The 13,023-nt window shown below is 28.0% G+C and carries 15 protein-coding genes; 8 read left to right on the top strand and 7 right to left on the bottom strand.

Annotated elements, in window-relative coordinates; translation table 11 throughout:
- Positions 1-11 precede the first annotated feature (11 nt).
- Positions 12-971 (bottom strand): 6-phosphofructokinase, encoded by a 960-nt coding sequence (pfkA, locus tag ACZ5CK_RS07000; protein ID WP_464582978.1) that lies wholly within the window; start codon positions 969-971, stop codon positions 12-14.
- A 173-nt stretch (positions 972-1,144) separates the two neighbouring features.
- Here pfkA and ACZ5CK_RS06995 point away from each other — a divergent pair, with 173 nt between their 5' ends.
- The 6 genes from ACZ5CK_RS06995 (at position 1,145) to ACZ5CK_RS06970 (ending at position 6,285) form a co-directional block, all read left to right on the top strand.
- Positions 1,145-1,360 carry a putative signal transducing protein gene (locus ACZ5CK_RS06995; RefSeq protein ID WP_464581105.1) on the top strand — a complete coding sequence of 72 codons (216 nt, stop codon included), beginning with the start codon at positions 1,145-1,147 and terminating at the stop codon, positions 1,358-1,360.
- Entirely contained in the window at positions 1,360-2,466 is a 1,107-nt protein-coding gene (gcvT, locus tag ACZ5CK_RS06990; RefSeq protein ID WP_464581104.1) for a glycine cleavage system aminomethyltransferase GcvT, read from the top strand. Before ACZ5CK_RS06995 ends, gcvT begins: the two co-directional genes overlap by 1 nt.
- Before the next feature lie 16 nt (positions 2,467-2,482).
- A complete protein-coding gene (gene gcvH / locus ACZ5CK_RS06985; RefSeq protein WP_464581103.1) occupies positions 2,483-2,842 on the top strand; it encodes a glycine cleavage system protein GcvH in 360 nt (119 codons plus the stop codon).
- A 52-nt stretch (positions 2,843-2,894) separates the two neighbouring features.
- Positions 2,895-4,253, top strand: coding sequence for an aminomethyl-transferring glycine dehydrogenase subunit GcvPA (gene gcvPA / locus ACZ5CK_RS06980; RefSeq protein ID WP_464581102.1), 1,359 nt, complete (start codon positions 2,895-2,897; stop codon positions 4,251-4,253).
- Entirely contained in the window at positions 4,237-5,664 is a 1,428-nt protein-coding gene (gene gcvPB / locus ACZ5CK_RS06975) for an aminomethyl-transferring glycine dehydrogenase subunit GcvPB (RefSeq protein WP_464581101.1), read from the top strand. The genes gcvPA and gcvPB overlap by 17 nt, the downstream gene beginning before the upstream one ends.
- 348 nt (positions 5,665-6,012) lie before the next feature.
- The gene (locus tag ACZ5CK_RS06970; protein WP_464581100.1) at positions 6,013-6,285 is read left to right on the top strand and encodes an MFS transporter; all 273 of its coding nucleotides are present in this window, start codon (positions 6,013-6,015) and stop codon (positions 6,283-6,285) included.
- 51 nt (positions 6,286-6,336) lie between these two features.
- On the opposite strand, the gene ACZ5CK_RS06965 is transcribed toward ACZ5CK_RS06970, so the two are convergent.
- The 4 genes from ACZ5CK_RS06965 to ACZ5CK_RS06950 form a co-directional block, all read right to left on the bottom strand.
- Positions 6,337-6,579, bottom strand: a complete 243-nt coding sequence (locus tag ACZ5CK_RS06965) for a fibronectin type III-like domain-contianing protein (protein ID WP_464582977.1) — start codon at positions 6,577-6,579, stop codon at positions 6,337-6,339.
- 111 nt (positions 6,580-6,690) lie between these two features.
- The gene (locus ACZ5CK_RS06960) at positions 6,691-7,203 is read right to left on the bottom strand and encodes a glycoside hydrolase family 3 N-terminal domain-containing protein (RefSeq protein WP_464582976.1); all 513 of its coding nucleotides are present in this window, start codon (positions 7,201-7,203) and stop codon (positions 6,691-6,693) included.
- On the bottom strand, positions 7,203-7,487 hold the full coding sequence (locus ACZ5CK_RS06955; RefSeq protein WP_464581099.1) for a glycoside hydrolase family 3 N-terminal domain-containing protein: 285 nt from the start codon (positions 7,485-7,487) through the stop codon (positions 7,203-7,205). Before ACZ5CK_RS06955 ends, ACZ5CK_RS06960 begins: the two co-directional genes overlap by 1 nt.
- Positions 7,488-7,572: 85 nt before the next feature.
- Positions 7,573-7,731, bottom strand: coding sequence for a hypothetical protein (locus tag ACZ5CK_RS06950; protein WP_464581098.1), 159 nt, complete (start codon positions 7,729-7,731; stop codon positions 7,573-7,575).
- 391 nt (positions 7,732-8,122) lie between these two features.
- On the opposite strand from ACZ5CK_RS06950, the gene ACZ5CK_RS06945 reads away from it, so the two are divergent.
- Positions 8,123-9,454 carry a transglutaminase domain-containing protein gene (locus ACZ5CK_RS06945; RefSeq protein ID WP_464581097.1) on the top strand — a complete coding sequence of 444 codons (1,332 nt, stop codon included), beginning with the start codon at positions 8,123-8,125 and terminating at the stop codon, positions 9,452-9,454.
- Between the two features lies 1 nt (position 9,455).
- Positions 9,456-10,490, top strand: coding sequence for an L-Ala-D/L-Glu epimerase (locus ACZ5CK_RS06940; protein ID WP_464581096.1), 1,035 nt, complete (start codon positions 9,456-9,458; stop codon positions 10,488-10,490).
- Between the two features lie 103 nt (positions 10,491-10,593).
- Here the strand turns inward: ACZ5CK_RS06940 and ACZ5CK_RS06935 are convergent, their stop codons facing one another.
- Positions 10,594-11,343 (bottom strand): His/Gly/Thr/Pro-type tRNA ligase C-terminal domain-containing protein, encoded by a 750-nt coding sequence (locus ACZ5CK_RS06935; RefSeq protein WP_464581095.1) that lies wholly within the window; start codon positions 11,341-11,343, stop codon positions 10,594-10,596.
- Positions 11,344-11,376: 33 nt separating this feature from the next.
- Positions 11,377-12,975 carry an IS1634 family transposase gene (locus ACZ5CK_RS06930; RefSeq protein ID WP_464581035.1) on the bottom strand — a complete coding sequence of 533 codons (1,599 nt, stop codon included), beginning with the start codon at positions 12,973-12,975 and terminating at the stop codon, positions 11,377-11,379.
- Between the last annotated feature and the right edge of the window lie 48 nt (positions 12,976-13,023).

Here is a 13,023-nt window from a genome sequence, read left to right as displayed (position 1 = left end):
ATAATCACTCCTTATGATAATGTATTTACTAAATCAATTAATTTAGGATCTAAAACTTTTTTCTCACTTAAAACTTTTTCTAATGGAACAGTTGTTGTTTGTCCTTTTTCTAAAGCAACCATAGTTCCAAATTTACCTTCTAATAAGAAATTAACTGCAGAATATCCCATTCTTGAAGCTAATATTCTATCAAATGCTGTAGGAGATCCGCCTCTTTGAATGTGTCCTAATATTGTTATTCTAGTTTCATATCCAATCTTATTTTCAAAATGCCTTGCTACTGAATATGCACTTGCAGCACCTTCTGCTACCACTACAATACAATTAATTTTTCCTCTTTTTCTTTCTTGCCATATTTTATCTGTTAATTCATCGTAATCAACAGGAACTTCTGGTATAATGACTGCTTCTGCACCAACAGATAAACCAGACATTAATGCAATGTATCCTGAGCCCCTTCCCATAACCTCAACGATAAAAGCTCTTTCATGAGATGAAGCAGTATCTTTTAATTTTTGCATTGCATCAACAGCAGTATTTAAACATGTATCGACCCCAATAGCCATATCAGTATCTGGAATATCATTATCGATAGAAGCAGGAATTCCTATAACAGGAACATTATGTTCTTCATATAATAATTTTGCGCCAGTTAAACTACCTTCACCACCTATAACAACTAAACCATCTACTTCTAAATCCTTTAGATTTTTTGCAGCCTCTGATCTTATCTCAGGTGTTTTAAATTCTGGAACTCTTGCGGTTCTCAATATTGTTCCACCTTTTTCCATAATTCCACCAACAGAAGAATAAGTTAATTCAGTAAAATCTTTATCTAATATACCAGCATATCCTTTATAAAAACCAATAACTTCAATTCCTTTTGAAGCAGCAGTTCTTGTGACAGCTCTAACAGCTGCATTCATTCCTGGAGCATCTCCACCACTGGTAATAATACCTATTTTTTTAATTTCTTGCATAAAATTCTCCCTCCTTAGTTTTTAAAACCAAAAAACTGAGATTATATGAAATATTTTTCATTTATCGCTGCTTATTGTAATTATACCACGTTTTTTATAAAATTTCTTTTCTTTATAAATACAAGTTTTAGATGTATAATATAGTTGTTGAAAGAGGTGATAAAATGTGGAAGGAATTGAAATCATATGTTAATGATTTTGAAGCGCAGATTATAAAACAACTTTTGGAAGCTGAAGGAGTAAACGCATTAATAAAATCCCCCAAAGAAATTGGAGTAGGTAGAGAATTTTTTGGAAATGGTACAATAATGAATGTTTATGTTGATGAAGAAGATTATGAAAAAGCAATACAAATTTTAAATAACAAGGAGGCAGATTAATGGAAAATTTAAAAAGGACCCCACTATATGAAGAACATGTTAGATTAGGAGCAAAAATGGTTCCATTTGGTGGTTGGGAGATGCCAGTATGGTATACATCATTAAAAGAAGAGCATCATGCAGTGAGAAATAATGTAGGGATTTTTGATGTGTCTCATATGGGAGAAATTGACGTTAGGGGTAAGGAAGCAGTTAAATTCGTAAATTATATAATTACTAATAATGTTGAAAAAATCAAGACGGAAGAAATAGTTTATTCTCCAATGTTAAATGAAAATGGTGGGATTATCGATGATTTATTAGCTTATAAATATTCAGATGAACATGTGTTATTAGTGGTTAATGCTTCTAATATAGAAAAAGATTACAATTGGATTGTAAAGCAAGCAGAGAATTTTGATGTAGAAGTAAAAAATATATCTGATGAAACAGCACAAATTGCAATCCAAGGACCTAAAGCCGAAGAAATGTTACAAGAAATTTCAGGGGTTGATTTGAAAAAAATTTCATATTATAATTTTACTGAAGGAAGAATAAATGGTATTCAATGTTTAATTTCTAGAACAGGGTATACTGGTGAAGATGGTTTTGAAATTTATTTTGATAGAGAAGCAGCAGTGCCTATGTGGAGAAAATTATTAGAATTATTAATAAAATATGATGGGAAACCTGCTGGATTAGGAGCAAGAGATACATTAAGATTAGAAGCTACATATCTGTTATATGGTAATGATATGACAGATGAAATTACACCATTTGAAGCTGGTATTAAATGGGCTGTTGATATGGAAAAAGATTTTTTAGGAAAAGATGTATTGTTAAAAGAAAAAGAAACTGGTATTAAAAGAAGATTAAAAGGAATAGAAATGTTAGAAAGAGGCATTCCAAGACATGGTTATAAGGTTTTTGTTGGTGATGAAGAAGTAGGATTTATTACAAGTGGAACGGTTTCTCCTACATTAGATAAGCCTATAGCTTTAGCAATGTTAAATAAACCATATTATAAAAAAGATACAGAAGTAGAAGTTGAAATTAGAGGTAAAAGAGTAAAAGCAAAAGTAATAAAAACACCATTTTATAGAGGTAGTGTAAAATCTAGAAAATAACTTAGGAGGGTTAAAAATGAAGAAATTTACAAAAACACATGAATGGGTAGAAGTTGAAGGTAATATTGCTACAATAGGTATCACAAATCATGCTGCTGAAGAATTAGGTGACGTTACATTTGTAGAATTACCAGAAGAAGGAAAAGAAGTAAAAAAAGGCGAAGCTCTTTGTGCTGTTGAATCTGTAAAATCTGCAAGTGATGTTTACTCTCCAGTTTCAGGAAAAGTTGTAGAAGTTAATACAGAATTGGATGCATCTCCAGAAATCATTAATGAAGATGCAGAAGGAAAAGGTTGGATTGTAAAATTAGAACTTTCAGATGAAAGTGAATTAGATGATTTATTAACAGAAGAAGAATATAAAAACTCATTATAATCATAGACCCGGATTTCCGGGTCTATGAAATTTTAAGAGTGAGGTGAAATAGGTGAAAAGATTTCCATATATACCACACACAGAAGAAGATATAAAAGAAATGATGGAAGTTATAGGAATTAATGATATAAACGAATTATATAAAGATGTTCCTAAGTTATTTGAAGGAGAATTAAATATACCAGAATCAAAATCAGAAATAGAAGTGAAAAGAGAATTAAAAGAATTGGCTGGAAGAAATATAAATTTAGATGAATATGCAATGTTTAGAGGTGCAGGAATATACAAACATTATGTTCCTTCAGCAGTATATCAGTTAGCTACAAAAAGAAATTTTTTAACTGCATATACTCCATATCAAGCTGAAGTGTCACAAGGCACACTACAAGCGTTATATGAATTTCAAACTGCCATATGTGAATTAACAGGAATGGAAGTAGCAAATTCATCAATGTATGATGGTGGCACTGCAGTTGCTGAAGCGATATTGATGGCATCAAGGGTTAACAAAAAGCATAAGTCATTAGTAGCAAAATCTATTCATCCAGAGTATATAGAAGTATCAAGAACATATACAGAGTCTCAAGGATTAGAAATAGAATTAATTAATTATGATGAAAAAACGGGAAGAATAGATTTAGAAGATTTAAAAAGTAAAATAGATGAAAATACAAGTTCTGTTGTTATATCTTATCCAAATTTCTTTGGAGTAATAGAAAATATAAAACAAATTAAAGAAGTTTTACCAGAAAAAGTATTATTGATAGTTAATGCATATCCAATAGCTTTAGGATTATTAGAAGCACCTGGTAAATTAGGTGCAGATATTGTTGTAGGAGAAGGTCAATCACTTGGAAATTATATGTCATTTGGTGGTCCTACATTTGGATTTTTTGCTTCAAAACAAAAGTATATAAGACAAATGCCTGGAAGGATTATAGGTGAAACAGTTGATGCTGAAGGTAAAAGAGGTTTTGTAATGGTTTTACAAACAAGAGAACAACATATAAGAAGGGCAAAAGCTACATCTAATATTTGTTCAAATCATGCTTTAATGGCTGTTATTGCTTCAGTTTATTTAAGTATTATTGGTAGAGAAGGATTAAAAGAAATAGCATATCAAAGCTATCAAAAAGCACATTATTTAGCAAAAAAATTAGTTGAAACAGAAAAATTTGAACCTGTATTTGAAGGAGAATTTTTCAATGAATTTGTTATAAAGCCTAAGTTTGATTTAGATAAATTTAATGATATTTTGTTAGAAGAAAAATTTGTTGGTCCATTAAACTTAGGAAGATTTTTTGATGATATGAAAAATTATGGACTATTTTGTGTAACAGAATTAAATACCAAAGAAGAAATTGATTATTTGGTATCTAAGGTAGGTGAAATAGATGAAATTAATCTTTGAAAAATCTAAAGAAGGAAGAACAGCATTTTCTTTACCAAAATTAGACGTTCCAGAAGTTGAAATAGAATTAGAAAATGAATTATTAAGGAAGGAAGAACCAAATTTACCTCAGGTAAATGAATTAGAGGTTGTAAGACATTATAATGAACTTGAAAGAAAAAATCACTCAGTAGATAGTGGATTTTATCCGCTTGGTTCATGTACAATGAAATATAATCCTATGTTAAATGAAGAAATGACAAATTTATTTAATAACATTCATCCTTATCTTGATGAAGAACAAGTTCAAGGTGCATTGGAATTAATGTATAATTTACAAAAATATCTTGGTGAAATAACCGGTATGGATGCTGTGACATTACAACCAGCTGCAGGAGCTCATGGTGAATTAACAGGTATGCATATTGTTAGAAAATATGTAGAAGATAATGGTTTTACAGATAAAACCAAAGTAATATTACCTGATTCAGCTCATGGAACAAATCCAGCTTCTGCAAAAATGGCAGGGTTTGATGTAGTAGAAGTAAAATCAGGTTTAGATGGTAGGGTTGACTTGGAAGAATTTAAAAAAGTAATGGATGACAGTGTAGCTGCTATTATGCTTACAAACCCAAATACATTAGGGTTGTTTGAAAAAGATATATTAGAAATTGCCAGATTAGCTCATGAACATAATGCATTATTGTATTATGATGGAGCTAATTTAAATGCAATTATGGGTAAAGTAAGACCTGGAGATATGGGTTTTGATATAGTTCATTTAAATTTACATAAAACATTCTCGACACCTCATGGTATGGGTGGTCCAGGTAGCGGACCTGTTGGGGTAAAAGAAAAATTAAAAGACTATTTGCCTAAACCTATTGTAGATATTAATGAAGATGGAAAATATTTCTTTAATTATGATATACCAAAAAGTTGTGGAAGATTAAGAACTTTTTATGGAAACTTTAGCGTAATGGTTAGAGCTTATACTTATATTTTAATGATGGGAAAAGAAGGATTGAAATTTGCAAGTGAAATGGCAGTTTTAAATGCAAATTATTTAAGGAAGAAATTAGAAAAAGAATTTGATATAGCAATTAATGATGTATGTAAACATGAATTTGTTATAGATGGATCTTTCTTAAAAGAATATGGTGTAAAAACACTTGATTTTGCTAAAAGATTATTAGATTACGGAATTCATCCACCAACAATATATTTCCCATTGATTGTTCATGAAGCTATGATGATAGAACCAACGGAAACAGAGTCAAAAGAAGAATTAGATAGATTTGTGGATGTAATGCATAAGATATTAGAAGAAGTAAAAACAGATTCAGAAATATTAAAAGGTGCTCCAAGAAATACTCCTGTAAGAAGATTGAACGAAACAATAGCCAACAAACAATTAAAATTAAGAGGATAAATATGATTATTTAAATAATCCGGCTTTGCCGGATTATTTTTTTATAACCTAAAAACGATTTTAAAAAAATTAATATTAACTTTAAAAATATTAAAGTCACACTTGACAAATATTAAAAAAAGTGATATACTACTAACTGATCTTCAAAATTATTAAGTTATTTATTAAAAATATTAAAATCTAATTTAATATTAGGGGGGTGTGGAAATGCTTAATATTAAAAAGTCAAATAAGAAAAATAAAAGAATCAATTCATATTATGAAGGCTTTGAACAAATAGAGGAATTGAAAGATGTATTAATAGAAATGAAAAGATATCAAGTATAAGTAGGTACAATAATAACTATTATGGGACTAACAAATGCATTTGTAAATACTCCGATATCAGTATTTTTTCAAAGAATTATTCCAAATGAAAAAAGATCAAAAATATTCTCGGTAATAGGAGTGTTGTTTCAAGCAGCAACACCTATTGGAATGGCATTAATGGGATTTTTGGTAGATAGATATGAAGTGCATATATTGTTTATTATATTAGCGATATTGATATTATTAGATGTATTGATTTTTTCAAAAAAATTGGATAATATTGATTTAAATCCTTCCCTTGAAAATGAATAAACAAAATTAACCCATCTTGAATGATCAAGATGGGTTAATTCATTGGTTAAATTATAATACTATCTTATCAGTTAATCTAATATCTTTAGAAGAAGATCCAACTCTTATTTCATATTCTCCTTTATCTAATTTCCAACCATCACAACAATAACTAGATAAATCTTTAATATTAATAGTTATTTTAATATTTTCTACTTCACCAGGATTGAGTAATTCTGTTTTTCCAAAGCCTTTTAATTCTTGAAATGGTTTATCTATTAAACCTTTTGGTGCTCTTACATAAACTTGAGCAATTTCTTTTTCAGGTAAATTTCCTATATTTTTTACATCAAAAGAAATATATAATTTTTTATCATTATTTTTAATATTTAAGTTAGAATATTCAAAGTTAGTATATGATAATCCTTATCCAAAATCATATAAAGGTTCTTTTTTAAATGTATCAAAATATCTATACCCCACATAAATATCTTCATATGCTATTTTTGCATGTTTTTCTAAATCTGGATTATTAGAATAATTATAATTATTGTATTTTGGGGTTTTAATTACTAATTTTAATAAATTTCTTACTGCTTCATCAATATCATCTTCAGTTAAAATCCCTTCTTTAATCCCTTTCTTTATTTCCTCTCTTTCATCAATTCTATAATCTGATACTTGATAAGATTTACCAGGCATTATTAAATCATTTCCAGACTTCACTTGATGAGCACCAGAATCACCTGCAAACCAATCACTCATTACTATTCCATCGAATCCCCATTCTTCCCTTAAAATCTTTTTTATTAAATACTCATTTTGAGAACAATAATATCCATTTACTTTGTTGTATGCTGTCATTACAGTCCATGGTTTTGCTTTTAATGCAATTTCAAAACTCTTTAAGTATATTTTTCTCAAAGCTCTTTCTGAAATTATAGTATCAATTTTTTTCTATTAGTTTCTTGATTATTAGCAACAAAGTGTTTTAAGGAAGTTCCAACACCTTTTGATTGAATATCTTCAACAAAACTTGCAGCCATTTCGCCAGATACTAAAGGATCTTCAGAATAATATTCAAAGTTTCTACCACCTAATGGATTTCTTTGAATATTTAATGCAGGAGCTAATAATACATCAACACCATATTCTTTTGTTTCTTCTCCGATAGCTTCTCCTACTTTTTTTAATATTTCTCTATTCCAAGTAGAAGCTAACATTGATTCAATAGGAAATGAAGTTGCGTAATATTTTTTTCATCATTAGGTCTATCAGGGAAAATTCTTAACCCAGCAGGACCGTCTGCTAAATAAATATCCGGTAAACCTTTAACACCCTAATAATTCCAACTGTACCTCGAACTTCAACATCATCATTACCAAATCGACTTGGAAATCCGGGACCAACTATAAAATCTAGTTTTTCTTCTAATGTCATATCATTAATTGTTTGCTCAATATCCATTATTAATTCCTCCTTCATTATTATTTATTCTAAATTCTTTGATATAAACTTTTCTAATTTTTTATATTAAAATTACAACTATATTTTTAATATTATATCAAATTAATTTTAAAATATAAATGGATTTAACCAAAATCTAAATTACTAATTTATTTATTTTTATTAATGTGTTTATATTATTGAACAATAAACATTTGATATATCTACAACGAATTAGCCAATATATTGTCTTTTTATATGAAAAAGGGAATAATACATATTAGCATATAAAGTCATTATGGAGCAATTTTTCTTATTTTTATATAAAAAGTTATTGACAATTTTAATAGAAAGTGATATTATTAAGTAAAAGATTTGTAAAGCTAACTATTTTGAAAAGGGGGGAGTAATTATGGAGTTTATGAATACAAAACTTCCAGAAGAAATTATTCGAGAAGAATACTTAGGAAACTTTGATTTAACGAGCCGTATTATTGAAAGATGGCTTAAAAAGAACCTACCAGAAAATCTCAAAATGAGATTGATGTTTGAAAAAGAAAGAATAAAAAGACTTTTAAAAAATTATCCTTATGATGAGAAAGATGCTATTACTAAAGCAAAAGAACTTTTAGATAGTTTTACTAATGAAGAGTTTTATGATCTTCTAAATAACGGATTTTTAGATTATATTTTAGTTAATGGAGAAAGAAAGTTTGAAAAAAGGTTTGTTCAAAATATCGCCTTTGCACTTCCAGAATATAAGAAAAGAATAAAAAGAGACAAAAACAGTGAACAATCAAGAAATATGAATGATAAAAGGATAAGAGAACTTTTAGATGGGAATAATCCTAAAGAATATAAGGTTAGAGCTAGAATTTCGCTAAAAATCACTGAAGATGTGGAAAATGAAAAATTAAAAGTTTGGTTGCCATTTCCTAAAGAAGAATTTCAGCAAAAAGATGTAAAACTTATTTCAGTAAATCATGAAAACTATTTTTTAGCACCGTCTAATGTCCCTCAAAGGACAATCTATTTTGAAGGTAATAAAGATGAAGAGTATTTTGTGGAATTTGAATATGTAATAAAAGAGTGGATAAATAAGGTTATACCTTCAAAAGTTGAAAGTATAAAAGATTTTGATTTTCTATCAGAAGAACCACCACATATAGTTTTTACTCCATATTTAAAAAAACTTGCTGAAGAAATAGTAGGAGATGAGAAAAATCTATATCAGAAAGCTAAAAAAATATATGATTGGGTAACTTTAAATGTTGATTATTCTTATGTTTATCCTTATGCATTGTATGAAAATATTCCAGAATTTGTTGCTAGCAATTTAAAAGGTGATTGTGGATTTAAGGCATTATTATTTATAACCTTATGTAGAATTGAAGGAATTCCGGCAAGGTGGCAATCTGGATGGTATATTACACCATTCTTAGCTTCACCTCATGATTGGGCATTATTCTATATACCACCATATGGATGGCTTCCTGCAGATTTATCTTTTGGTGGTCGCTATAAAGATAATCAAGAATTAAGAGAATTTTATTTTGGGAATTTAGATGCTTTTAGAATGGTAGCAAATTCAGATTTTATGAAAGAATTTGTTCCTAAAAAGGAATTTTGGCGAACAGATCCTTATGATAATCAAGTAGGTGAAGTAGATGCAGATAGTAAAAATATTTATGATTTTAAATATAATATTCAAATTTTAGATTTTAAGGAGATAGGAGGTAAATAATATGGGAAAAATAAATGATGTAAAATTTTCATTAAAAAAATATAGTTATTCAAAACCTTTTCATATAGTTGGAAGTATTTCATCAGAGGCAACTAATATAGAAGTAGAAATATCTCTTGATAGTGAAGCAAAGGGATATGGTGAAGCTGCACCTTCTTTTAGAGTAAATGGTGAAAGAGTAGAAGCTTTATTTAAATTAGAAAGTTTTGTAAAGGAATTAATTATGGGAATAGATGTTAAAAATTATAGAAAAATTTTCAATATTACAGATAAGATGTTTGCAACTCCGAGTTTAAAAGCAGCTGTTCAATATGCAGTACTTGATGCATTTTCTGAAGAAATAGGAGTTCCTGTTTATCAGATGTTAGGGGGAGCTAAAGAGAAAATTGAAACAGATAAAACTGTCGGGATAGATACTTTTAATAACAGGGTTGAAGATGCTAAGTCTATACATAATGAAGGTTTTAATGTTATAAAAATTAAGGTTGGAGAAAGTTTAGAAGAGGATATTAAAGTTATGGAAGCTATTTCAGAGGTTACAAAAGGTTCGAAATATATTGTTGATGCAAATATGGGATATACTCCTAAACAAGCGGTGGAATTTGCAAAAAGAGTATACAATATGGGAATTGATATATCAATATTTGAACAACCTGTTATAGCAAGTGATATTGAGGGTTTAAAATTCGTTAGATTTAATTCTCCTTTTCCAGTAGGAGCAGATGAAAGTGCGAGATCTAAATATGATGTCTTTAGACTCATAAAAGAAGAAGCTGTAGATTATGTAAACATAAAACTTATGAAATCAGGTATTTCTGATGCTCTGGCAATAGTAGAAATGGTTAAAGCTGCAAATTTAAATCTTATGATAGGATGTATGTCTGAATCAAGTGTTGGTATAAATCAAAGTGTTCATTTTGCACTTGGAACAGGGGCCTTTGATTTCCATGATTTAGATTCGCATTTAATGCTTAAAGAAGAAATATTCCGAGGAAAATTCGAACAAAAAATACCAGAGATATTTCCTAAATTATAGGAATTCTCATAATAAATACTCCATCCTTAATATAGGATGGAGTATTTTTATATTTTGAAATAATATTATTCTAATTCAATAATTATTTCATGAATCTTATTTTTTAATAACTTAATTTCAAACTTCTATTTTTGATTTCTTCTTTTACTGTTTTAATAAAGTCATCAAGTTCTAAATCTTCAACAGTATTTCCTTCTCTTGTTCTTACATTATATTTTTTAGATTCAAGTTCTTTTTCACCAATAACAATCATATATGGTATTTTTAACATTTGAGCATTTCTGATTTTATATCCAACTGTAGCATTAGAAGAATCTAACTTAACTCTTAAACCTTCAGAATCTAATTTTTCATATAATTCTTTTGCTGCATCAACATATTTATCAGAAACTGGTATAACAGCTACTTGTTCTGGAGATAACCATGTTGGGAATGCGCCAGCAAAATTTTCAATTAATATACCAAAAAATCTTTCTATGGAACCATATATTGCTCTATGAATCATAACAGGTCTTTGTAATTCGTTATTATTATCTACATAATGTATATCAAATCTTTCTGGCATTTGGAAATCTAATTGTATAGTAGCACATTGCCATTTTCTTCCGATGGAATCTTTTATATGGAAGTCAATTTTAGGACCATAAAATGCTCCATCACCTTCATTTATTTTATAATTAATTCCAGATCTTTCTAAAGCTTTTCTTAAAGCTTCTGTAGCAACTTCCCAAGTTTTTTCATCACCCATATGATCCCTGAGTTTGACACTACTTTTGTAACTCAAATTCTCAAAAAGAGAAATAATAAGAAAAACAGCGATTGTTAACTTTTTGTAAAAAGAGAAATTAGCCACACACCTCCCTCTTTTTAGCTATTCATGCGTATTTTAGAAGTATTTTTCTTTAAATTCATCTAAATCCATCATTTTTTTAGGTTTTTCTATTTCTAATATTTTTAATATTGATTTTTGAAATTCATTTAAATTGGCTCTTAATGCAAATAATTTGTCTTTTAATCTTACTTCTGAATATTCCATATTTTTAATAGTCTCTCTAATTTTTTCATGTGAATAATCAATGTTATTTTTTTCTAGTTCTAATTCTAATGTTCTTTGCATTATGTAAGATATGAAACTCATTACTATATGACCTTTTATTCTTTTAGGAGTCCAATGAAATATAGGTCTTGTTTCTAGATAATTTTTTAATGTTCTAAATGTTTCTTCTACTTTCCATAATGTATGATACTGTTCTAATATTTGTTTTGGATTTAATTTAGTATTTGTCATTATTCCATAATATCCATCGTATTTTTCATCATTTTTTATTTTTTCATTATCTAATATATAATTCTGTTTATTTTCTTCTTTTAAATATTTTTTAGCTCCTCTTTTATTCATTGAATCTACATTATTATTTTCAAGCATTTTCTTTGCTTTTTCAATTAATCTAAGTCTATCTGCTCTATCTTTTTTAGCTCTTTCTTCTGAATATATTATGAGTAATCTATTATTATCGTATTGAACTTCTCTATATTTTATTCCTTTTGCTATTTCTATGAATTCTCCATCAAATATATTTACTTTTTTTAATTGTTTAATTGATTTACCTACTATGAATTCATAATTGGAATTTTCTACTACTTCTATATTTTTTTTACTCATCATTCCTCTATCTGATACTACTATTACTTTTCCTAATTGATATTCTTTTTTCATTGTTTCAACTGCATCTTTAAATGTATGTCCTTCAAATGTATTACCTGGATATATATCAAAACTCACTGGCATTTTATCTTGATCTATTGACATACCTAATACTATTTGTGATTCATTAAATTTCTTATCTTTTGAATATCCCATTTGTAATATCTCATTTGTTTGTTGTGTTTCAAAGGCTAATGTAGTTACATCGTAAAATACTAAATCTACTGTTGTATTAAACAAACTTATTCTTTGATTATACAAATGTTTTTCTATACCTTCTTTATTTTCTGCTAATACATCTAATGTTCTATACAACCAATGCAACATAACTTCATCTTTTTCTAATTCTTTTCCTTCACTAACTTCTACTGGTGTATATCCTAAATATTCTAAATTATTAAATATTCCTAATTTACTCCTCGGTTCTATTATTCTATTCATTACCATTATTTTTAACATCTCTTCTACATCATATGTTGTATTCATCTTCTCAAAATATCTTTTCATTTCATATCTGTCAAATATCTTATTTACTATTAATCGTATTCCGTAATTCTTTCTTGCTATTTCTTCCATTAAATCATCATCTATTTTTTCGTATCCTTCTATTTCAAATATCCTTAACAAACTATCTACAAGTTTAATTATATCTTTTTTAGTGTAATTATCAACATTTCCAAAATTTACCACTGTCTTTTGTTTAACCTTCTTACCTTCTCTTACACTTTCCATTATCCTTAAATATCTCTTACCTTTAACTTTTGATATTTTAGGATACATTATAATCATCCCCTTTTAGTGGTTGTCATATATATTATACCACTAAAA

This window comes from Marinitoga okinawensis (assembly GCF_055387075.1).
This window is presented reverse-complemented; position numbering and strand designations above follow the sequence as displayed.